Annotated in this window: 16 protein-coding genes; 7 read left to right on the forward strand and 9 right to left on the reverse strand. The window is 64.1% G+C overall.

The window, feature by feature from the left end; all coding sequences use genetic code 11:
• Positions 1 to 13 precede the first annotated feature (13 nt).
• From fghA to N4T19_RS12025, 9 genes are all read right to left on the reverse strand, one after another.
• A complete protein-coding gene (gene fghA, locus N4T19_RS11985) occupies positions 14 to 880 on the reverse strand; it encodes an S-formylglutathione hydrolase (RefSeq protein ID WP_116926432.1) in 867 nt (288 codons plus the stop codon).
• Positions 873 to 2174 carry a DEAD/DEAH box helicase gene (locus tag N4T19_RS11990; protein ID WP_260718180.1) on the reverse strand — a complete coding sequence of 434 codons (1302 nt, stop codon included), beginning with the start codon at positions 2172 to 2174 and terminating at the stop codon, positions 873 to 875. The genes fghA and N4T19_RS11990 overlap by 8 nt, the downstream gene beginning before the upstream one ends.
• Before the next feature lie 145 nt (positions 2175 to 2319).
• Complete coding sequence (locus N4T19_RS11995) at positions 2320 to 3435, reverse strand: S-(hydroxymethyl)glutathione dehydrogenase/class III alcohol dehydrogenase (RefSeq protein WP_116926434.1); 1116 nt, start codon at positions 3433 to 3435, stop codon at positions 2320 to 2322.
• Positions 3436 to 3494: 59 nt separating this feature from the next.
• Positions 3495 to 3761: a metal/formaldehyde-sensitive transcriptional repressor gene (locus tag N4T19_RS12000; RefSeq protein ID WP_116926435.1), complete on the reverse strand. Its 267-nt coding sequence runs from the start codon at positions 3759 to 3761 to the stop codon at positions 3495 to 3497.
• A 216-nt stretch (positions 3762 to 3977) separates the two neighbouring features.
• The gene (locus N4T19_RS12005) at positions 3978 to 5453 is read right to left on the reverse strand and encodes a glutamate synthase subunit beta (protein WP_116926436.1); all 1476 of its coding nucleotides are present in this window, start codon (positions 5451 to 5453) and stop codon (positions 3978 to 3980) included.
• A 104-nt stretch (positions 5454 to 5557) separates the two neighbouring features.
• On the reverse strand, positions 5558 to 10339 hold the full coding sequence (locus tag N4T19_RS12010; RefSeq protein ID WP_116926437.1) for a glutamate synthase-related protein: 4782 nt from the start codon (positions 10337 to 10339) through the stop codon (positions 5558 to 5560).
• Between the two features lie 178 nt (positions 10340 to 10517).
• The gene (locus N4T19_RS12015) at positions 10518 to 11219 is read right to left on the reverse strand and encodes a transposase (protein ID WP_260718181.1); all 702 of its coding nucleotides are present in this window, start codon (positions 11217 to 11219) and stop codon (positions 10518 to 10520) included.
• 203 nt (positions 11220 to 11422) lie between these two features.
• Positions 11423 to 13525 carry a TonB-dependent receptor gene (locus N4T19_RS12020; protein WP_260718182.1) on the reverse strand — a complete coding sequence of 701 codons (2103 nt, stop codon included), beginning with the start codon at positions 13523 to 13525 and terminating at the stop codon, positions 11423 to 11425.
• Between the two features lie 408 nt (positions 13526 to 13933).
• Positions 13934 to 14758, reverse strand: a complete 825-nt coding sequence (locus N4T19_RS12025; protein WP_260718183.1) for an IclR family transcriptional regulator domain-containing protein — start codon at positions 14756 to 14758, stop codon at positions 13934 to 13936.
• Positions 14759 to 15068: 310 nt separating this feature from the next.
• On the opposite strand from N4T19_RS12025, the gene N4T19_RS12030 reads away from it, so the two are divergent.
• From N4T19_RS12030 to N4T19_RS12060, 7 genes are all read left to right on the forward strand, one after another.
• The gene (locus tag N4T19_RS12030) at positions 15069 to 15770 is read left to right on the forward strand and encodes a 3-oxoacid CoA-transferase subunit A (protein ID WP_021026103.1); all 702 of its coding nucleotides are present in this window, start codon (positions 15069 to 15071) and stop codon (positions 15768 to 15770) included.
• A 16-nt stretch (positions 15771 to 15786) separates the two neighbouring features.
• Positions 15787 to 16428 (forward strand): 3-oxoacid CoA-transferase subunit B, encoded by a 642-nt coding sequence (locus N4T19_RS12035; RefSeq protein WP_260718184.1) that lies wholly within the window; start codon positions 15787 to 15789, stop codon positions 16426 to 16428.
• Between the two features lie 37 nt (positions 16429 to 16465).
• Positions 16466 to 17668, forward strand: coding sequence for a 3-oxoadipyl-CoA thiolase (pcaF, locus tag N4T19_RS12040; RefSeq protein WP_260718185.1), 1203 nt, complete (start codon positions 16466 to 16468; stop codon positions 17666 to 17668).
• Positions 17669 to 17824: 156 nt separating this feature from the next.
• Complete coding sequence (gene pcaD / locus N4T19_RS12045) at positions 17825 to 18622, forward strand: 3-oxoadipate enol-lactonase (RefSeq protein ID WP_260718186.1); 798 nt, start codon at positions 17825 to 17827, stop codon at positions 18620 to 18622.
• 81 nt (positions 18623 to 18703) lie between these two features.
• Positions 18704 to 19762 carry a cyclase family protein gene (locus tag N4T19_RS12050; RefSeq protein WP_116926443.1) on the forward strand — a complete coding sequence of 353 codons (1059 nt, stop codon included), beginning with the start codon at positions 18704 to 18706 and terminating at the stop codon, positions 19760 to 19762.
• A 75-nt stretch (positions 19763 to 19837) separates the two neighbouring features.
• The gene (locus N4T19_RS12055) at positions 19838 to 20134 is read left to right on the forward strand and encodes a YciI family protein (RefSeq protein WP_116926444.1); all 297 of its coding nucleotides are present in this window, start codon (positions 19838 to 19840) and stop codon (positions 20132 to 20134) included.
• A 20-nt stretch (positions 20135 to 20154) separates the two neighbouring features.
• Positions 20155 to 20904 (forward strand): SDR family oxidoreductase, encoded by a 750-nt coding sequence (locus N4T19_RS12060; protein ID WP_260718187.1) that lies wholly within the window; start codon positions 20155 to 20157, stop codon positions 20902 to 20904.
• Positions 20905 to 20959: the final 55 nt, after the last annotated feature.

Here is a 20959-nt window from a genome sequence, read left to right on the forward strand (position 1 = left end):
TACCGGGTTCTGTTTACAGCTGGCTGGCGTGAAAGCGCAGGTGCTCGTCGATAAAGCTCTGGATGAAGTAGTAGCCGTGGTCATAGCCGCCATGGCGGCGCAAGGTCAAGGGCTGGCCGACCTGGGCGCAGGCGGCTTCAAAGGCTTCGGGCAGCAGTTGCTTTTCCAGCAAGAACTTGTCGGCCAGGCCCTGGTCGATGAGGATGCCGGCCGGGTATGGCGGCTGCTTTTGCGCGGCCATCAGGGCGGTGGCATCGTGCTGCGCCCAATCGGCCTGGTTGTCGCCCAGGTAGCCGGCAAATGCTTTCTGGCCCCAGGGGCAGTGGGTGGGGTTGGCAATCGGCGCAAAGGCCGAGACCGACTTGAACACACCGGGGTGGCGCAGCGCCAGGGTCAGCGCGCCATGGCCGCCCATGCTGTGGCCAAAGATGCCCAGGCGTTGCAGGTCGATCGGCAGCTTGGCGCCCAAGAGCGGCAGCAGGTCTTCGAGGATGTAGCTTTCCATGCGCCAGTGCAGCGCCCAGGGCTTGGCCGTGGCATCGAGGTAAAAACCCGCACCCACGCCAAAATCCCAGCTCTCCGCCTCGCCAGGCAGGCCCGCGCCGCGCGGGCTGGTGTCGCAGGTGACCAGGGCCACGTTCAGCGAAGCCGCCAGGCGCTGGGCGCCGGCCTTGGTCATGAAGGTCTCTTCGGTACAGGTCAGGCCCGCCAGGTACAGCAGCGCAGGCACTTTCTCGCCCTCCACCGCCTTGGGCGGCAGAAAGACCGAGAACTTCATCGCCAGGCCGATCTGACTGGAGAAATGCTCATAAAAACGCTGGGCGCCGCCAAAGCAGGCATGGGCCGCCTGCAGCTTGAGGCTGGCTTGGGCTTCAGACATCGGAATTTCCTTCGGTCGGAGGTTGCGGGGATGCGGCCTGGGCGGCCGCTGCACGCAGCTTGTCTTTTTTGCTCATGCGCTTGCCCTTGATGCCGCCATTGCCGGCATCTTCAGAGGGCGCATGCGCGGGCACCGCTTCGGTGACCGGGTACTGCTCCAGGGTCTGCAGCGCCACATCGAGCCCATTGCGCTTCGCGATCAGCTTCCAGTGCGCCAGGCTGGCGGGGGTTACCAGGCTGATGGCCAGGCCCGAGATACCGGCCCGGCCCGTGCGGCCGATGCGGTGGGTGTAATCGGTGGGCGAGCGCGGCAGGTCGTAGTTGATGACCAGGGGCAGCGCCTCGACATGGATGCCACGCGCGGCCAGATCGGTGGTGACCAGCACCTGCCACTGGCTGCTGCGGAACTCCTGCAGCACCTGCTGGCGCGCGCCCTGGCTCAGCTCGCCATGGAAGGCGGTGGCGCTGATGCCCTTGTCATAGAGCTTGTTGGCCACATGCTCGGCGCTGTAGCGGCTGGCCACAAACACCAGCATGCGCTGGCCGGCGTACTGGGTGACCAGCTCACGCAGCCAGGTGGTGCGCTTGGCGGCATCGAGGTAGTAGGCCTCCTGCACGATGGTGGCATCCTGCAGGTGGGTCGAAGCGATCTCCACCTTCTCGTGCGCGGGTCGCAGCAAGGTGGGCACCAACGCCTGCACCGCCGGGGCAAAGGTGGCCGACAGCAGCAAGGTCTGGCGCTGCTCGCACGCGGGCACCAGCGCCAGCACGCTGTGCAGCTCCTCGGCAAAGCCCAGGTCCATCAAGCGGTCGGCCTCGTCCAGCACCAGGGTGCTGATGGTGTCCAGCCGCAGCTTGCTGTGCGCCACCACATCGAGCAGGCGCCCAGGCGTGGCAATCACCAGATCCACGCCGCCGCGCAAGGCCAGCAGCTGGGGATTGATGGACACACCACCAGTGAGCACGGCCACCTTGGGGCGGCGGCCCAGGGCCTCGCCAACAAAGTAAACCAGCTCAGCCACCTGGGTGGCCAGTTCGCGCGTGGGCACCAGGATCAAGGCCTGCGTCTCATGGCGGCCCGCCTGGCCTGCCGCGTTGCTCAGCATCCAGGCCTGCATCAGCGGCAGCACATAGGCCGCCGTCTTGCCCGAGCCGGTCGGCGCGCAGCCCAGCAGGTCACGCCCGTCCAGAATGGCCGGAATGGCTTGGGTCTGGATGGCCGTGGGTGCCATCAGGCCATGGGCCTGGGCAGCGTGGGCCAGCGACGGAGCAAGGCCAAGAGAGGTAAAAGACATGGATTTCAATGGTGCGGGCCGGGCCGCAGGGACAACAAGCCTCGCATTGTCGCCCCTGGCAGCGCTGCCAGCGCTGCGCAGGACTATTGCAGCGCCCGCTGGCAGCCGGCGCTGGTCAGCTTTGGCCAGCGGCGCTTAGCGACGATCAGCTGGCGTAGTTGACTACCGAGCGGATCGACTTGCCTTCATGCATCAGGTCAAAAGCCTCGTTGATCTTGGCCAGGCCCATGGTGTGGGTGACAAAGGGCTCGAGCTTGATCTTGCCGGCCATCGCGTCTTCCACCATGCCGGGCAGCTCGCTGCGGCCCTTGACGCCGCCAAAGGCGGTGCCCAGCCATTTGCGGCCGGTCACGAGCTGGAAAGGACGGGTGGAGATCTCCTGGCCCGCGCCCGCCACGCCGATGATCACGCTCTGGCCCCAGCCACGGTGCGCGCATTCCAGCGCCGCACGCATCACCTGGGTGCTGCCAATGCATTCAAAGCTGTGGTCCACGCCCCAGCCGGTCATCTCGACGATCACTTGCTGGATCGGCTTGTCGAAATCCTTGGGGTTGATGCAGTCGGTCGCGCCAAAGGTCTTGGCCAGCTCGAACTTGCCGGGGTTGGTATCGACAGCAATGATGCGGCCAGCCTTGGCCAGCTGCGCGCCCTGGATTACCGCCAGGCCAATGCCACCCAGACCGAACACAGCCACGGTATCGCCCTCTTGCACCTTGGCGGTGTTCTTCACAGCGCCCAGACCGGTGGTCACGCCGCAGCCCAGCAGGCAGACCTGCTCGGGGTTGGCATCGGGGTTGACCTTGGCCAGCGACACTGCGGCCACCACGGTGTACTCGGAGAAGGTGGAGCAGCCCATGTAGTGGTAGATCGGCTCGCCGTTGTAGCTAAAGCGCGTGGTGCCATCGGGCATCACACCCTTGCCCTGGGTGGCGCGCACTGCTACGCACAGGTTGGTCTTGCCGCTCTTGCAGAACAGGCATTCGCCGCACTCTGCCGTGTACAGCGGGATCACATGGTCGCCTGGCTGGACGCTGGTGACGCCCTCGCCCACTTCCACCACGATGCCCGCGCCTTCATGGCCCAGCACCGCCGGGAAGATGCCTTCAGGATCATCACCGCTCAAGGTGAAGGCATCCGTGTGGCACACGCCCGTGTGGGTGATCTTGACCAGCACTTCGCCCTTCTGGGGTGGCGCAACGTCGATCTCGACAATCTGCAAAGGCTCTCCGGCTTTGAAGGCAACGGCGGCGCGGGATTTCATGGGTGGACTCCTTGGGTCAAAAACGGGGAAAACAGTCAGGCGCGGTCATGACCACACGCCTATTTGAGGTACGAGCGCAGCAGCGACAGCATTTCGTCAATGTCCGCCTGCGACGGCGCGGGCTGCCGGGCCATGGTCTCGCGCATATGGCCATCAAGCAAATCGGCCATCAGCCCATGCACAGCGCCGCGCATGGCGGCGAGCTGCTGCAGGATGGGGGCGCAATCGCTGCCCGCCTCCACCGCCCGCTCCAAGGCCTCCGCCTGGCCTTTGATGCGGCGCAGGCGGGTGATGGCGCGGTGCTTGTCTTTGGCGTTATGGGGCATGGCAGGCGGTGTTCGCAACGGCGCAAAAGCACGCCAAACTCAGGTACTGGGCCAGAGTATAAATGCAATTTATAAAAATTACATATGAGAAATAGATGAAGATCCCAGGTACCCCCTGGGGGTATACTGGGTTTCTCGGATGATCTCAGGCCGAGCGGGCACAAAAAAAGACCGCAGCCTCGGCTGCGGTCGTGGGTGGGTGAGTGGCTACCGGTTTTAGCGCGGCAGATCGCTCCAGCCCATCAGGTACTCGTCGACGGCGCGCGCGGCCTGGCGACCTTCGCGGATGGCCCAGACCACCAGCGACTGGCCACGGCGCATGTCGCCGGCGGCAAACACCTTGTCCACATTGGTGGCGTAGCCGCCAGTGAAATCGGTGGTGGCACGGGCGTTGCCACGGGCGTCCTTGTCGACACCAAAGGCTTCCAGCACGGGCGAGACGGGGTTCACAAAACCCATGGCCAGCAGCACCAGGTCGGCAGGCCATTCCTTTTCTGTGCCCTTGACTTCGCTCAGCTTGCCGTCCTTGAACTCGACCTGCACGGTCGTCAGGCTCTTGACCTTGCCCTTGTCGCCGTTGAAGGTCTTGGTCGAGATCGCGAACTCACGCACAGCGCCTTCTTCGTGACTGGAGCTGGTGCGCAGCTTGATCGGCCAGTAGGGCCAGACCAGGGGCTTGTTTTCCTCTTCGGGCGGCATGGGCATCACCTCGAACTGGGTGACGCTCTTGGCGCCGTGGCGGTTGCTGGTGCCCACGCAGTCGCTGCCGGTGTCGCCACCACCGATGACGATGACGTCCTTGCCATCCGCACGGATCTGGCCCTTGAGCTTGTCGCCGGCATTGATCTTGTTTTGCTGGGGCAGGAACTCCATTGCGTAGTGCACGCCGTCCAGGTCACGGCCGGGCACCGGCAGATCGCGCGACTGCTCGGATCCACCGGTCAGCAGCACCGCGTCAAAATCCGCCTTGAGCTGCTCGGGCGAGACGGTTTCCTTGGCCCAGTTGGTGACCTTGCTGTCCTTGCCCAGGCCGTCCTTGCCAGCCACCAGCACGCCGGTGCGGATGGTCACGCCTTCGGCCTGCAGTTGGGCGGCGCGGCGGTCGATGTGCAGCTTGTCGAGCTTGAAGTCGGGGATGCCGTAGCGCAGCAGGCCGCCGATGCGGTCGTTCTTCTCGAACAGGGTCACCGCATGGCCTGCACGGGCGAGCTGCTGGGCCGCCGCCATGCCGGCAGGGCCGGAGCCGACCACTGCCACTTTCTTGCCGCTCTGGTGCTTGGCGGGGCGCGCCTGCACCCAGCCCTCTTCCCAGGCGCGGTCGATGATGGCGTGCTCGATGGACTTGATGCCCACCGGGTCGTTGTTGATGTTCAGCACGCAGGCCGCTTCACAAGGCGCGGGGCAGATGCGGCCGGTGAACTCGGGGAAGTTGTTGGTCGAGTCCAGCACATGAAAGGCGGCCGCCCAATCGGCGCGGTACACCAGATCGTTGAAATCCGGAATGATGTTGTTGACCGGGCAGCCGCTGTTGCAAAACGGCGTGCCGCAGTCCATGCAACGGGCGCCTTGCTGCTTGGCCTGCTGCGAGTTCAGGCCAACAACAAATTCCTTGTAGTGCTTGAGGCGGTCTTCAACGGGTGCATAACCCTCGTCGATACGCGCAAATTCCATAAAGCCTGTGACTTTTCCCATGATCGGATCTCTTGCTTGGCTGCTGCCCGCGCCGCGTTGGCGGGGACAGCAATCGTGGTCATTAATAAGGGGCTGGGTGCTTGGCGGCAGGGCCGCCAGGGGCCTCACTTCGCGGCGGCGTCCACACTCTTCTTGGCCGAGGTCTTGGCCTTGACGACCTGCGCCTTGGCTTCGGCGCGGGCATGGATCTCACCCAGCGCGCGCTTGTACTCGGTCGGGAACACCTTGACGAACTTGCTGCGCACCTCCGCCCAGTTGTCCAGCAGATCACGGGCACGCTTGCTGCCGGTCCAGCGCAGGTGGTCGGCGAGCAGGCGCTTGAGCTGTGCTTCGTCGGTCTGGCCGTTGTGCCACACACCCTTGTCGATGCTGGCCTCTTGCTCGGCCTGCGTCAGCACCTTGTCCAGCGTGACCATCGTGGTGTTGCAGCGGCTGGCGAACTGGCCGTCCTCGTCATAGACGTAGGCCACGCCACCGCTCATGCCGGCAGCAAAGTTGCGGCCGGTCTTGCCCAGCACCAGCACGGTGCCGCCGGTCATGTATTCGCAGCCATGGTCACCGGTGCCTTCGACCACCGCCGTCGCACCCGACAGGCGCACCGCAAAGCGCTCGCCAGCCACGCCGCTCAGGAAAGCCTCACCGGTGGTCGCGCCGTACATCACGGTGTTGCCCACGATGATGTTCTTGTGCGCTTCGCCACGGAAATCCAGACTCGGGCGCACCACCACGCGGCCGCCGGACAGGCCCTTGCCGGTGTAGTCGTTCGCATCCCCCACCAGGTACAAGGTGATGCCGTTGCACAGGAAGGCGCCAAACGACTGGCCGCCCGTGCCCTCGACACGGATGTGGATGGTGTCGTCAGGCAGGCCTTCGGCATGCACCTTGGTCACCGCGCCCGAGAGCATGGCGCCCACAGTGCGGTTCACATTGCGCACGGTCTCCAGGATCTTCACGCGCTCGCCCTTGTCGATGGCGGGGCGCGACTTTTCGATCAGGATGTTGTCGAAGGCCTTTTCCAGACCATGGTCCTGGTTTTGCGTGTGGTAGAGCGGCACATCATCCGCCACTTCGGCACGGGCCAGCAGGCGGCCAAAGTCCAGGCCCTTGGCCTTCCAGTGGGTAATACCGGCCTTCATGTCCAGCAGGTCGGCACGGCCCACCAGATCGTCGAACTTGGAGATACCCAGCTGGGCCATGATCTGGCGCGCTTCTTCGGCGATGAAGAAGAAGAAGTTCACCACATGCTCGGGCTTGCCGCTGAATTTCTTGCGCAGCTCAGGATCTTGCGTGGCCACCCCCACCGGGCAGGTGTTGAGGTGGCACTTGCGCATCATGATGCAGCCTTCGACCACCAGCGGTGCGGTGGCAAAGCCGAACTCATCGGCGCCCAAGAGCGCGCCAATCACCACGTCACGGCCGGTCTTCATCTGGCCGTCTGCCTGCACCCGGATACGGCTGCGCAGGCCGTTGAGCACCAGGGTCTGCTGGGTTTCGGCCAGGCCGATTTCCCAAGGCGAGCCTGCGTGCTTGATCGACGACCAGGGCGATGCGCCCGTGCCGCCGTCATGGCCGGCGATCACCACATGGTCGGCCTTGCACTTGGCAACGCCGGCAGCAATCGTGCCCACGCCCACTTCGGACACCAGCTTGACGCTGATCGTCGAATGCGTGGCGACGTTCTTCAGGTCGTGGATCAGCTGGGCCAGGTCCTCGATCGAGTAAATGTCGTGGTGCGGCGGAGGGGAGATCAGGCCCACACCGGGCACCGAGTAGCGCTGCTTGCCGATGTACTCGGTCACCTTGCCGCCAGGCAGCTGACCGCCTTCACCGGGCTTGGCGCCCTGTGCCATCTTGATCTGGATCTGGTCCGCAGAGGCCAGGTACTCGGCCGTCACCCCAAAGCGGCCCGATGCCACTTGCTTGATGCGCGAGCGCAGGCTGTCGCCTTCTTGCAGCACGTAGTCCGATTCAATCTGGTCTTTGCCGATGATCGATGCCAGCGACTCGCCCTGCTTGATCGGGATGCCCTTCAACTCATTGCGGTAACGGGCAGGGTCTTCACCACCTTCACCGGTGTTGCTCTTGCCGCCGATGCGGTTCATCGCGACGGCCAGCGTCACATGGGCTTCGGTACTGATCGAGCCCAGCGACATGGCGCCGGTGGCAAAGCGCTTGACGATCTCGGCCGCCGATTCGACCTGCTCGACCGGGATGGCCTTGGCAGGGTCGATCTTGAACTCAAACAGGCCGCGCAAGGTCATGTGGCGCTTGCTCTGGTCGTTGATCAGCTGCGCGTATTCCTTGTAGGTGTTGAAGCTGTTGGCGCGGGTCGAGTGCTGCAGCTTGGCAATCGCATCGGGGCTCCACATATGCTCTTCACCCCGGGCACGCCAGGCGTACTCACCACCGGTGTCCAGCATGGTGGCCAGCACCGGGTCGTTGCCAAAGGCAGCCTTGTGGCGGCGGATGGCTTCTTCTCCGATCTCGAACACACCCAGGCCTTCGACGCGGCTGGAGGTGCCGGTGAAGTACTTGTCGATGGTTTCGCTGTTGATGCCAACGGCCTCGAACAGCTGCGCACCGCAGTAGGACATGTAGGTGGACACACCCATCTTCGACATGATCTTGGACAGACCCTTGCCGATGGCCTTGATGTAGTTGTAGATCGCCTTGTCTGCCGACAGATCGCCGGGCAGGTGCTTGTGGATCGAGGTGATCGTCTCCAGCGCCAGGTAGGGGTGCACGGCTTCGGCACCGTAGCCGGCCAGCACGCCGAAATGGTGCACTTCGCGGGCGGTGCCGGTTTCCACGACCAGACCGCAGGCGGTGCGCAGGCCTTCGCGGATCAGGTGCTGGTGGATGGCCGACAGCGCCAGCAGCGCCTGGATGGCCACGCGGTCCTTGCTGACACCCTTGTCGCTGATGATCAGGATGTTGTTGCCGGTTTTGATCGCATCAACGGCTTGCGCGCACAGCGATGCCAGGCGCGCTTCGACGCCTTCACTGCCCCACTCCAGCGGGTAGGTAATGTCGAGCACGGCCGAGCTGAACTTGCCGGCGGTGTGCGAGCGGATGTTGCGCAGCTTGACCATGTCGGTGAAGTCCAGCACCGGCTGGGTCACTTCCAGGCGCAGTGGTGGGTTGACCTGGTTGATGTCCAGCAGGTTGGGCTTGGGGCCGATAAAGGACACCAGGCTCATCACGATTGCTTCACGGATCGGATCTATCGGCGGGTTGGTCACCTGCGCGAACATCTGGCGGAAGTAGTTGTACAGCGGCTTGTTCTTGTCCGAGAGCACAGCCAGCGGGCTGTCATTGCCCATCGAACCAATGCCTTCTTCGCCGTTGGCGGCCATCGGGCTCATCAGGAACTTGATGTCTTCCTGGGTGTAGCCAAAGGCCTGCTGCAGGTCCAGCAATTCGGTCGACTGCTGCTCATCGGCAACGGCGCCAAACTCTTGCGAGGCCTTGGCCTGCTGGTCGATCTGCGATTCGCCAGCCACGGGCTTTTCCACATCGTCCAGGCGGATGCGCAGGTCTTCGATCCAACGCATATAGGGCTTGGCATTGGTGAGCGAGGACTTGACTTCTTCGTCATCAATCAGACGGCCCTGGTCCAGATCGATCAGGAACATCTTGCCCGGCTGCAGGCGCCACTTGCGCACGATCTTGTGCTCGGGCACGGGCAGCACGCCCGATTCGGAGCCCATGATGACGAAGTCATCGTCGGTCACGCAGTAGCGGGCAGGACGCAGGCCGTTGCGGTCCAGGGTGGCGCCGATCTGGCGGCCATCGGTGAACACGATCGATGCTGGGCCATCCCAGGGCTCGATCATTGCGGCATGGTATTCATAGAAAGCGCGGCGGCGCGAATCCATCGTGGCGTGCTGTTCCCATGGCTCGGGGATCATCATCATCACGGCCTGGGCCAGCGGGTAGCCCGCCATGGTCAGCAGCTCCAGGCAGTTGTCGAAAGTGGCCGTATCGGACTGGTGCGCAAAGCTGATCGGGTAGAGCTTTTGCAGATCGTTGCCCAGCACGGGCGAGCTCATCACGCCTTCGCGGGCGCGCATCCAGTTGTAGTTGCCCTTGACGGTGTTGATTTCACCGTTGTGCGCCACATAGCGGTAAGGGTGGGCCAGCGGCCACTCGGGGAAGGTGTTGGTCGAGAAGCGCTGGTGCACCAGGCCCAGCGCCGAGACGCAGCGTTCGTCTTCCAGATCGCGGAAGTAGGTGCCCACCTGGTCGGCCAGCAGCAGGCCCTTGTAGATCACAGTGCGGCTGCTCATGCTGGGCACGTAGTACTCTTTGCTGTACTTGAGCTGCAGGTTCTGGATGGCCGCGCTGGCGGTCTTGCGGATCACATACAGCTTGCGCTCCAGCGCATCCTGCACGATCACATCGGCTCCACGGCCGATGAACACCTGGCGGATGACCGGTTCTTTTTCGCGCACCGTGGGCGACATCGGCATTTCGCGGTTGACCGGCACATCGCGCCAGCCCAGCAGCACCTGGCCTTCGGCCTTGATGGCGCGCTCGAGCTCTTCCTCGCAGGCCAGACGCGATGCATGTTCCTTGGGCAGGAACACCATGCCCACGCCGTACTCGCCAAACGGCGGCAGCTTGACGCCCTGGGCGGCCATCTCGTCGCGGTAGAGCGCATCGGGCAACTGGATGAGGATACCGGCGCCATCACCCATCAGCTTGTCGGCACCCACCGCACCCCGGTGGTCCAGATTCTCCAGAATCTTCAGAGCCTGGGTCACGATGGCATGGCTCTTCTGGCCCTTGATGTGGGCCACAAAACCGACGCCGCAGGCATCGTGTTCCAGAGTCGGGTCATACAGACCCTGAGCTTGCATGTGCTCGCGTGCAGAAGCCGACATGGCGCAATCCTTCAAATAATCTATCGCGGGAAGGTCAATGTAGAGCAGCTGGCAATACCCGAGCAAGTTTTTTATTTGGGGTCAGATACTAATTATTTTCAAATGATTTTTCTCAACAATTAATTGGGGTCATATTAAAAATAGCAAAATTATCGTTGATTTATATGACATTTTCAATTCAATCGGCGGAGGGATCTACCAATCGCGGGCGTCCCGCACTCTTTTTGTGCAGTCTGCGCACCGTTTTGGACTGCAAAGACTGCACAAAGTCCTCGCTGCCCATCGCCCAGCCGCCTTGCACGGCATCGGTCAGCGCCCCGGACTCACGCTGCGACAAGCCATAAGCGAGCATTTGGGCATAGCGCGCCTCCCGCGCGAAGGGGGTGTTACCCAGCGCCCAGAAGGCCGCCGGATCGCGCAACCAGGCCATCGGTTTTGCACCTAAATGGTGCGCACAGCTGGACCAAGGGTAGTCTTCGGCCTTGGCGACCAGGCCTGCGCGCTGCGGGTTGGAATCGATATAGATGATGCATTGCAGCAACGGCGTGGCCGGCTCCACAACCGTCGAGCGGTAGCGCCCTTCCCACAAGGTGCCGCTGCGCCCATGCCGCGCATTGAAATAGCGCACATAGGCCCGGCCAAGCGCCTGCATCAAGAGCGGCAGGCCCTGCTCGGTCTGGGGTGTTATCAGCAGATGGAAATGGTTGGGCATCAGCACATAGGCATGCACTGCCACCAGGTGGGTCTGCGCGAGCTGGCGCAACAAGTCGCTGAAGTGCTGGGAATCCTCGTCATCGACAAAGACCGTCTGCCGGTTGTTGCCCCGGTGCAGCACATGGTGCGGCATGTCGGGAAGACTGAGTCGGGGAAGGCGGGCCATGGTGAAAACGTCAGCAAAGGACGGCAGAGGAAAAGCCGCTCCATTATCAACGCTGTGCCCTATGCACTACGCAATGGCAGCATCTGCCCCCACTCGCAGCCACCTAGCGCACAGGGGCTGCCCCAAGCTGTCACAGCACCACTAACAACACAAAGCCATCCACCCCATGGGCAGATGGCCTTTTTCCATACCAGCCTTGCAGCTTAGAAGCGGTAACGCGCCACCAGTTGCACCGAGCGCGGCGCGCCCGGCAGGTTCAGATTGGGCGAGGAGCCGTGGCCGGCTACGATGTAGCGCTTGTCCAGGAGGTTGTTGAGCTTGAGCTGCAGGTCCACGTTGTTCAGGCGGTAGTAGGCCATGGCATCCAAGGTGGCGTAGCCTGGCAGCACAACGGTATTGCCAGGGTTGGCAAAACGCGCACCGACATAGCTGATGCCGCCACCGGCGCCAAAGCCATGGCCCAGGGCCTTGGTGACCCAGATATTGGCGCTGTGCTTGGGCGTCAGGGTGGCGCGCTTGCCTTGCACGGCCTGGCCGGCGTCCACTGCCGGCGACGAGGTCATCTCGCTGAGCAGGTAGGCATAGCCCGACCAGATCTGCCAGCCCTGCGACAGGTCACCGGCAAAGCTCAGCTCCAGGCCGCGCGTGCGCTGCACGCCCAGGGGCACCAAGGTGTTGGTCACAGGGTCCACGCTCTTGATATTGGTGCGCTCGATCTCGAACAGCGCCGCATTGGCGCTGGCCTTGCCGTCGAGCAGATCCCACTTCACACCGACCTCACGGCTGCTGGTTTTCTCAGGCGCCAGCTGGGCATTGTTGGCAGCCAGCGCAAAGGTCTCGCCCGAGGGCTGGAAGGACTTGCTGAACGACACGTAGTACGACAGCGCATTGCTGGGCTGGTAGACCAGGCCGACGCGCGGGCTCCAGGCCACATCGGTGCGGCCCAGGTTGACGCTGCCTGGCGTGTAGTTGTCGGTTTCCTGGCGGAAGCGGTCATAGCGCACGCCGGCCAGCAGCTTCCATTCCGGGGCCAGGGTGACCATGTCCTGCACATAAGCACTGGCCACGCTGAAGACGCTGTCGTTGTTGGCAGACGGTGCAGCCGTCAGCACCGGCGAGACAACCGGCAGCACCGGGTTGAACAGCGATACCGTGCCCACATTGCTCTGGCTGATGCTCAGCAGGCCCTTGTTCTGGCGGCCCAGCTCCAGCCCGTACAGCACCTGGTGCTGCATGCCCGCCAGATCCAGCTTCTGCGTCAACTCCAGCTGGTTGAAAAAGCCGTGCTCGTTACGCTCCAGATGGCCACGGTTGAGGGTCGCCGTCTGCGCCTTCTCATTCACCGAGCCAACCAGGGTGTTGCTGCGGTCCAGGCTGTAGTCGTAGTAGCGCAGCACATTGCGCAGGCTCAGGCTGTCGTTGAAGCGGTGGCTCAAGGTGGCCGATGCCGAATACACCTCGGAGGTGCTGACATCGGTATCGCGTGCATTGGCCGCGCCAAAGTAGGTGCGGGGCGACACGTTGACCGGCCGGCCCTGGAAGGCGGGAATGCCGAAGTCAGTGAGGCGGCTGTCCTTGAGGTAGTCGGCCTGCAGCAGCAACTGCGTGTCCGCACTGAACTTGAACTGCACCGAGCCGGCCAGCGCCTTGCGGTCCAGAAACTGCTGGTCGCGGTAGCTGTCGGCGCGCTCGATGGCGCCGGTCAGGCGGTAGGAGACGATGCTGTCCTGCGGCGCGCGTGCCAGGTCAAACTCGCCCCGGCGCTGGTTCCAGCTGCCCAGGGTCAGACCCACCTCGCTGCGGTCAATGCCGGGCTTCTTGGTGATGCGGTTGATCAAGCCACCCGAAGAGCCCCGGCCATACAGCACCGATGCCGGGCCCTTGAGCACCTCGACCTGCTCGACATTGGACAGGTCACGGAAATACAGCGCGTCATCGCGCACGCCGTCGACAAACTGGTCGGCAATGGCCGAAAAGCCCCGGATCGTCACCTGGTCGCGCTGGCCATCGCCATGCGACAGGCCAATGCCGGGCACCGCCTTGAGCACGTCCTGCATCGACTGCACGGCCTGGTCGCGCATCAGCTGCTGGGGCACCACGTTCACCGTTTGCGGAATATCGCGCAACGGCGCTTCGATCTTGGTGGCGCTCTTGGCCGTAGGCGCTGCATAGCCCACGTCCGCTGCGGTATCGCCCTGCACGCGCACTTCCTGCAGCGTTGTCTCAGCCGGCGCCTGCTGCGCCGCTGCCTGGCCCGTGCACAGCAGCGCCACTGCTGCTGCCACGGCTTGTGTTTTGAAAGCCATTCCAGTTCCTTGTATCGCTTTGGTATGTGTTCGGTTTGGCTGTACCGCAGGGAGAATCCGCACTCTGGTTGGCTACCACCGGGAAAAGCTCGCACATCTTAAAGAGGAAAATGGTTCTCATTTACATATCTTTAAGAAACGAATGCGAGGCAGCAACAAACCCACAGTAGGAGCTTTCTTTGACCGCCTTCAGGTTGTATTAAGGAACGCCGCAACTGCAGCGCATGGGCGGGCTGCGCGCAGTCGCAGCCCGCGCTTGGCACGGCTCGAAGCAGAGAAATGCCCCCTGCAACAAAGGGCTTACCGGGGCCAGGGCATGGCGAGCCGCAGCCTGCGACCGGCCTGGGCGCATCAAAGCGATGGGGGAGCGATGAGGCCTGAGCCCAAGCGCGCAGCGGCGCCCGCCGCTCAGCAGCGTGGCACGATCTTGCCGCCCATGCCACGACCCGGCTGGTAGCCCAGCAGGCCCGAGACGCGCCCAGCCGCCTGCAACAGCTGGGGCAGCAGCACGCCCTGCATGATCTCGGGTGTCGTGCGGTTGGCCTGGCCGCTGATGTTCATCGCAGCCACCACCTGGCCGCTGGCATTGCGGATGGGGGCTGCGACCGAGGTGAGGCCCTCTTCCAGCTCCTGATTGAGCAGGCACCAGCCCTGCGCGCGCACCTGGGCCAGCTCGGCTATCAGCTGGGCATCGTCCTGGAGGGTGAAGCGGGTGAACAGCGTGCGGTCGCGGCCCTCCAGCAAGGGCTGCAGCTCCTGCGGCGGCAGCTCGGCCAGCAGCACGCGGCCGAGCGACGTCCAGAAACTCGGCAGGCGCGAGCCCATGCCTAAGTTGGTGCTCATGATCTTGTGCGTGTGCACGCGCAACACATAGACAACATCCTGGCCATCGAGCACGGCGATGGAGCAGGACTCGTGCGTCTGCTCGACCAGCGCATCCATCACTGGCTGGGCCAGGTTCCAGACCGGCATCGACGACAGATAGGCGAAGCCCAGATCCAGAATGCGCGGCGTGAGCGCAAACAAACGGCCCTCCACCCGCACATAGCCCAGGGTCTGCAAGGTCAGCAGAATGCGGCGCGCCCCGGCACGCGTCATGCCGGTGGCCTCGGCCACTTCCGTCAAGGTCTGGCGCGGCGCGGCAGCGCCAAAGCTGCGGATGACCTCCAGCCCGCGCGCGAAGGACTGCACATAGCTGTCACTGGGGCGGAGGGTCGGGTCTTCTTCTTTCATAGGCCGCAATCTTGGTCGTTGGCGTGGAGCGGGTCCCTGGCAATACAAAAGCAAATCGCAGGGACATCGGGTAGCGGATTATCAGGCAGTCTATAATTCTTTTAGCGAACTAATGTTCTATATACGAACATTTCATCCAAGAGCCCTACCAAAGGCCGCCGATCCTCTCAAATGCATTCCCAAGTCTCGCGCAGGCAGCCTCGGCATTGCATTTGTCGCACGCGGTACAGGCACTGCCACAGCGCAGCGCGACCATTCCGCAGCGGGATCAGCAGCCTGTTGCGACCCGTGTACAGAACCAGGAGACAAGATGATCAACAAGATTTCGGACTCGATTGCCGAGTCCCTCAGCCGCGTCCAGGACGGCTCGACCGTGCTCATCGGCGGCTTTGGCACCGCCGGCATTCCCGCAGCCCTGATTGATGGCCTGATCGCGCAAGGTGCGCGCGACCTCACGGTGGTCAACAACAACGCCGGCAATGGCGACACAGGCCTGGCGGCCCTGCTCAAGACCGGCGCGGTGCGCAAGATCATTTGCAGCTTCCCGCGCCAGGTCGACAGCTATGTGTTTGACGAGCTCTACCGCAGCGGCAAGATCGAGCTCGAAGTGGTGCCCCAAGGCAACCTGGCCGAGCGCATGCGCGCTGCGGGCGCTGGCATCGGCGCGTTCTTCTGCCCCACCGCCTACGGCACCGAGCTGGCAGCGGGCAAGGAAACGCGCGAGATCAACGGCAAGCACTATGTGCTCGAGTACCCCATCTATGGCGATGTGGCGCTGATCAAGGCCGAGCAAGGCGACCGCTGGGGCAACCTCACCTACCGCAAATCGGCGCGCAACTTTGGCCCGGTGATGGCCACCGCGGCGAAGTACACCGTGGCCACCGTGCATGAGATCGTGGAGCTGGGCCAGCTCGACCCCGAGGCCGTGGTCACCCCTGGCATCTATGTCAACCAGGTCATCAAGATCGAGCGCGTTGCCACGCAAGCCGGTGGCTTCAAAAAAACAGCCTGAAGCAGGAGACAAGACCATGAGCAGCTACCAAAAACGCACGAAAGACGAACTGGCCGCCCGCGTGGCGCAGGACATCCATGATGGCGCCTACGTGAATCTGGGCATTGGCCAGCCGACGGCTGTGGCCAACCACATCCCCCAGGACCGCGAAGTCATCCTGCAGTCGGAAAACGGCATCCTGGGCATGGGCCCGGCACCCGCCGCTGGCGAGGAAGACTATGACCTCACCAACGCCGGCAAGCAGCCCGTCACCTTGCTGGCGGGCGGCAGCTTCTTCCACCATGCCGACAGTTTTGCGATGATGCGCGGCGGCCACCTCGACATCTGCGTGCTCGGCGCTTTCCAGGTGGCAGAGAACGGCGACCTGGCCAACTGGAGCACCGGTGAATCCGGCGCCATTCCCGCCGTGGGCGGCGCAATGGACCTGGCCATTGGTGCCAAAGAGACCTGGGTGATGATGGACCTGCTGACCAAGAAGGGCGAGAGCAAGATCGTCAAGCAATGCAGCTATCCGCTGACCGGCATTGGCTGCGTCAAGCGCATCTACACCGACGTGGCCACCATCGAGGTCACGCCCCAAGGCCTCAAGCTCATCGACACCGTCGACGGTCTGGACAAGGCCGAACTCGAAAAAATGATTGGCCTGAGCCTGCTCTAAGCGCAGCGCCGATCTGTACTCATCCAAGGAGACCACCATGACCAACGCCTATATCTGCGACGCCGTGCGCACCCCCTTTGGCCGCTACGGCGGCGCGCTTGCCGGTGTGCGCACCGATGACCTGGGCGCCGTGCCCATCAAGGCGCTGATGGAGCGCAACCCCGGTGTGGACTGGACGGCGGTGACCGACGTGATCTACGGCTGCGCCAACCAGGCTGGCGAAGACAACCGCAATGTGGCCCGCATGTCCAGCCTGCTCGCGGGACTGCCCATCGAGGTGCCCGGCGCCACCGTCAACCGCCTCTGCGGCTCGGGCCTGGATGCCGTGGGCACGGCCGCCCGCGCCATCAAGTCCGGCGAAGCACGCCTGATGATCGCCGGTGGTGTGGAATCGATGAGCCGCGCCCCCTTTGTGATGCCCAAGGCCGAGTCCGCCTTCAGCCGCAACAATGCCGTCTACGACACCACCATTGGCTGGCGCTTTGTCAACAAGCAGATGAAGGCGCTGTACGGCGTCGATTCCATGCCCGAGACGGCCGAGAACGTGGCCGACGACTTCAAGATCGAACGCGACGCCCAGGACCGCATGGCGCTGGCGTCGCAGCAAAAGGCCGCAGCGGCCATCGCCGCCGGCCACCTGGCCCGCGAGATCGTGGCCGTGACCATTGCGCAGAAAAAGGGCGATGCACTGGTGATCAGCCAGGATGAGCACCCCCGTGCCACGACGATCGAAGCGCTGGCCAAGCTCAAGGGCGTGGTGCGCGAAGGCGGTACCGTGACGGCCGGCAATGCCTCGGGCGTGAACGACGGCGCCTGCGCCCTGCTGCTGGCCAATGAAGAAGCCGCCCAGCAATACGGACTGACCCCGCGCGCCCGTGTGGTGGCCATGGCGACGGCCGGTGTGGCACCGCGCATCATGGGCTTTGGCCCGGCCCCTGCCGTGCGCAAGGTGCTGGCGCTGGCCGGCCTGACTTTGGCCGACATGGATGTCATCGAGCTCAACGAAGCCTTTGCCGCCCAAGGCCTGGCCGTGCTGCGCGACCTGGGTATTGCGGACGACGACCAACGCGTCAACCAATGGGGCGGCGCGATTGCGCTGGGCCACCCCCTTGGCGCATCGGGCGCACGCCTCGCTACCACCGCCGTCAACCAGCTGCATGCACTGGGTGGCCGCTACGCACTGTGCACCATGTGCATCGGCGTGGGCCAGGGCATTGCCGTGATCCTCGAAAAAGTCTGACGCCCCTAGCGGCGGCAAGCGCTGGCCTGCAAGGGCCGCGCCTTGCCCCCGCGTCTCTCCATCCTCCCCCAAAACACCCGCGCTGCTGCCTCGCCCACCTTGGCGCAGCCACGCCCGCGCAGCGATGCAGGGGCATTTTTTGAAGGACAGAACGCCATGGCAACACAACAAATCACCACTGCGACCGGCATGTTCAACATCGATCTGCAAGGCCCCGAGGGCGCACCGGTGCTGGTGTTCTCTAACTCGCTGGGCACCACCTTGGACATGTGGGATGCCCAGGCCCGTACCTTCAGCAGCCAGTACCGCGTGCTGCGCTATGACACCCGTGGCCACGGCGCCAGCGTGCTGAGCCCTGGCCCCTACCAGTTCGCCCAACTGGGCGGCGATGTGCTGGCCATTCTGGACAGCCTGGGCATTGACCAGGCCCATTTCTGCGGTATCTCGATGGGCGGCCTCACAGGGCTCTGGCTGGGCGTGCATGCCGGCGCACGCATGCGCAGCATCACCGTGGCCAACAGCGCCGCCAAGATTGGCGCTGAAGCCAGCTGGCGCGACCGCGCCGCGCTGGTGCGTGCCAATGGCGCAGCAGCCATGCAGACCCTGGCCGACTCGTCACCCAGCCGCTGGTTCACCGAAGGCTTTATCGCCAGCCAGCCCCAGGTGGTGCGGGCCGCCCAGGCCTGGATTGCCGGCATTGCCCCCGAAGGCTATGCCAGCTGCTGCGAGGCCCTGGCCGCCGAAGACCTGCGTGCCGATATCGCCCGCATCCAGACCCCCACCTTGCTGATTGGCGGCAGCGCCGACCCGGTCACTACGGTGGCCGATGCCGAAGCTATGCATGCCGCCATTGCCGGCTCGGAGCTGGCGACGGTGCCGGCATCGCACCTGTCCAACCTCGAAGTGCCCCAGGCCTTTGACCTGGCACTGGGCAGTTTTTTGCAAAAACACTGAGGCCGCTGCCTTACACCATGCAGACGGGTACCGACAATAACAACCGCCCGCTGCAGCCCTTCCTCAACCAAGGAGACAAGCATGTCCGATGCCAATCCACGCTGGAAGCAGCGCCCTGCAGGATCGACCTGGGGCGACTTCGGCCCCGATGACCAACTCGGCCGCCTCAACCTGCTGACAGCAGCCAAGGTGCGCCAGGGCGTGGCCGAGGTGCAGGAAGGCCTGCGCTTTTCGCTCAGCCTGCCACTCGATTACCCCGGCGGCAGTGCCCTCAACCCCAACCGCAAGCCACCCGTGCTGCGCCCCTTGCAGCGCAAGGGCCTGGTCAACTTCAACTGTCTGCTCGGCGACCTGGAGCCCGGCCGCACCGATGTGCTGTCGGACGACATGGCCGTGCTGTCGCTGCAGTACTCCACCCAGTGGGATGGCCTGGCCCATGCCGGCCAGCTGTTCGATGCCAATGGCGACGGCGTGCCCGAGCCGCTCTATTACAACGGCTTTGCCGCAGGCCGCGATGTGCTGGGGCCGCTGCTGGTCAGCGACACCGGCATGCCCACGGCCGAGAGCAGCGGCAGCACCAGCTGCGCCAAGGCGCTGGGCATCGAGGGCATGGCCCAGAACGGCGTGCAAGGCCGGGGCGTGATGATGGACCTGCATGCGCACTACGGCGATGCCCGCACGCTGATCGGTTACGACGAGTGGATGCGCGTGATCGAGGCTGACCGGCTGGAGATCGAGCCCGGCGACATGCTCTGCCTGCACACCGGCTTTGCCCAGGCCGTGCTGGCGATGCAGAAAAACCCCGATCCGGTGGTGCTGAACAACAGCTGCGCGGTGCTCAATGGCCGCGACGAGAAGCTGCTGCAGTGGATCAGCGACAGCCAGATCGCCGTGATTGCCGCCGACAACTATGCCGTCGAAGCCCACCCGGCCCAGCCCGGTGCCGATTGCTGCGCGGCGTTGCCGCTGCATGAGCACTGCCTGTTCAAGCTGGGCCTGCACCTGGGCGAGCTGTGGCACCTGACGCCGCTGGCGCAGTGGCTGCGCGCCCATGGGCGCAGCCGCTTTTTGCTGACTGCCCCGCCGCTGAACCTGCCCGGCGCCATTGCCTCGCCCGTGACCCCGATTGCCACGGTCTAAGACCTGCATCCAGACAACCGTATTACTGCGGCAGCAGCCCAATGCCCGTCTGCCGCGCCCTATCCCGGAGCCACCATGCCCTACATCATTGAGACTTTCGACAAGCCCGAGCACCAGGCCGTGCGCCAGGCTCACCGCCCTGCGCACCTGGACTTTCTGGCGCGCAATGCCCAGCTGCTGCTGGCCTGCGGCGCCAAGCTGCAGGACGACGGCAGCGACATGGGCGGTGGCCTCTATGTGGTGGACCTGGACACGCGCGAAGCCGCCCAGGCCTTTATCGAATCCGATCCCTTCTACCAAGCCGATCTGTTTGCCCAGGTGCGCATCACGCGCTGGCGCAAAGCCTACGTGGCCGGCCAGTGCTGCCTGTGACGCCTTTCTTGGAAACCGCTATGTCCACTCCATTGACCCCATCGACCTCCGCACGCCCTCGCGTGCTTATCACCGGCGGCGGCGCTGGCATTGGTGCAGCCGCTGCGCTGCGCTGCCACGCCGATGGTTACGACCCGGTCATCATCGACCGCCAGATTGACCAGGTGCCGGCAGGTTTTGTCGCGATCCAGGCCGACCTCAGCAGCGCCGAAGACACGGCGCGCGCGCTGGGCGAAGCGCTCGCTGGCGGCCCTATCACCCGCCTGGTGAACAACGTTGGCATCGTCGTGCCCAACGACGCCGCCAGCCAGACGCTGGCCGAATTTGATCTGGCCGTATCGCTGAACCTGCGCTGCGCCTTCCAGTGCATGCAGGCCTTGCTGCCTGGCATGCAAGCGGCGCGCTTTGGCCGCATCGTCAACATGTCCTCGCGCGCAGCTCTGGGCAAGGATTTGCGCACCGCCTACGCCGCGACCAAGGCCGGCCTGATCGGCATGACCCGCGTCTGGGCGCTGGAGCTGGGCCAATGGGGCATCACCGCCAATGCGATTGGCCCCGGCCCCATCCGCACCGAGCTGTTTGACAAGGCCAACCCGCCGGGCGCCGAGCGCACGCAAAAGATCATCCAGTCCGTGCCCGTCAAGCGTGTGGGCACGCCCGATGACGTGGCCCATGCCGTGGCCTACATGCTCGACGAGCGCAGCGGTTTTGTCACCGGCCAGGCGCTCTATGTCTGCGGCGGCATGACCGTGGGCGTGGCACCGGTCTAGCCTTTTTCCTGAGCGTGTCTGGTACACGCCCACCTTTGCTCCCTCCATCGATAAC

The sequence above is a fragment of the Comamonas squillarum genome, from assembly GCF_025309455.1.
GTDB classification, from domain to species: Bacteria; Pseudomonadota; Gammaproteobacteria; order Burkholderiales; family Burkholderiaceae_C; genus Comamonas; species Comamonas squillarum.

Coding starts and splice junctions, on each gene's coding strand:
- fghA (WP_116926432.1), bottom strand. CDS start 880: ATGTCTGAAGCCCAAGCCAGCCTCAAGCTGCAGGCGGCCCATGCCTGC.
- N4T19_RS11990 (WP_260718180.1), bottom strand. CDS start 2,174: ATGTCTTTTACCTCTCTTGGCCTTGCTCCGTCGCTGGCCCACGCTGCC.
- N4T19_RS11995 (WP_116926434.1), bottom strand. CDS start 3,435: ATGAAATCCCGCGCCGCCGTTGCCTTCAAAGCCGGAGAGCCTTTGCAG.
- N4T19_RS12000 (WP_116926435.1), bottom strand. CDS start 3,761: ATGCCCCATAACGCCAAAGACAAGCACCGCGCCATCACCCGCCTGCGC.
- N4T19_RS12005 (WP_116926436.1), bottom strand. CDS start 5,453: ATGGGAAAAGTCACAGGCTTTATGGAATTTGCGCGTATCGACGAGGGT.
- N4T19_RS12010 (WP_116926437.1), bottom strand. CDS start 10,339: ATGTCGGCTTCTGCACGCGAGCACATGCAAGCTCAGGGTCTGTATGAC.
- N4T19_RS12015 (WP_260718181.1), bottom strand. CDS start 11,219: ATGGCCCGCCTTCCCCGACTCAGTCTTCCCGACATGCCGCACCATGTG.
- N4T19_RS12020 (WP_260718182.1), bottom strand. CDS start 13,525: ATGGCTTTCAAAACACAAGCCGTGGCAGCAGCAGTGGCGCTGCTGTGC.
- N4T19_RS12025 (WP_260718183.1), bottom strand. CDS start 14,758: ATGAAAGAAGAAGACCCGACCCTCCGCCCCAGTGACAGCTATGTGCAG.
- N4T19_RS12030 (WP_021026103.1), top strand. CDS start 15,069: ATGATCAACAAGATTTCGGACTCGATTGCCGAGTCCCTCAGCCGCGTC.
- N4T19_RS12035 (WP_260718184.1), top strand. CDS start 15,787: ATGAGCAGCTACCAAAAACGCACGAAAGACGAACTGGCCGCCCGCGTG.
- pcaF (WP_260718185.1), top strand. CDS start 16,466: ATGACCAACGCCTATATCTGCGACGCCGTGCGCACCCCCTTTGGCCGC.
- pcaD (WP_260718186.1), top strand. CDS start 17,825: ATGGCAACACAACAAATCACCACTGCGACCGGCATGTTCAACATCGAT.
- N4T19_RS12050 (WP_116926443.1), top strand. CDS start 18,704: ATGTCCGATGCCAATCCACGCTGGAAGCAGCGCCCTGCAGGATCGACC.
- N4T19_RS12055 (WP_116926444.1), top strand. CDS start 19,838: ATGCCCTACATCATTGAGACTTTCGACAAGCCCGAGCACCAGGCCGTG.
- N4T19_RS12060 (WP_260718187.1), top strand. CDS start 20,155: ATGTCCACTCCATTGACCCCATCGACCTCCGCACGCCCTCGCGTGCTT.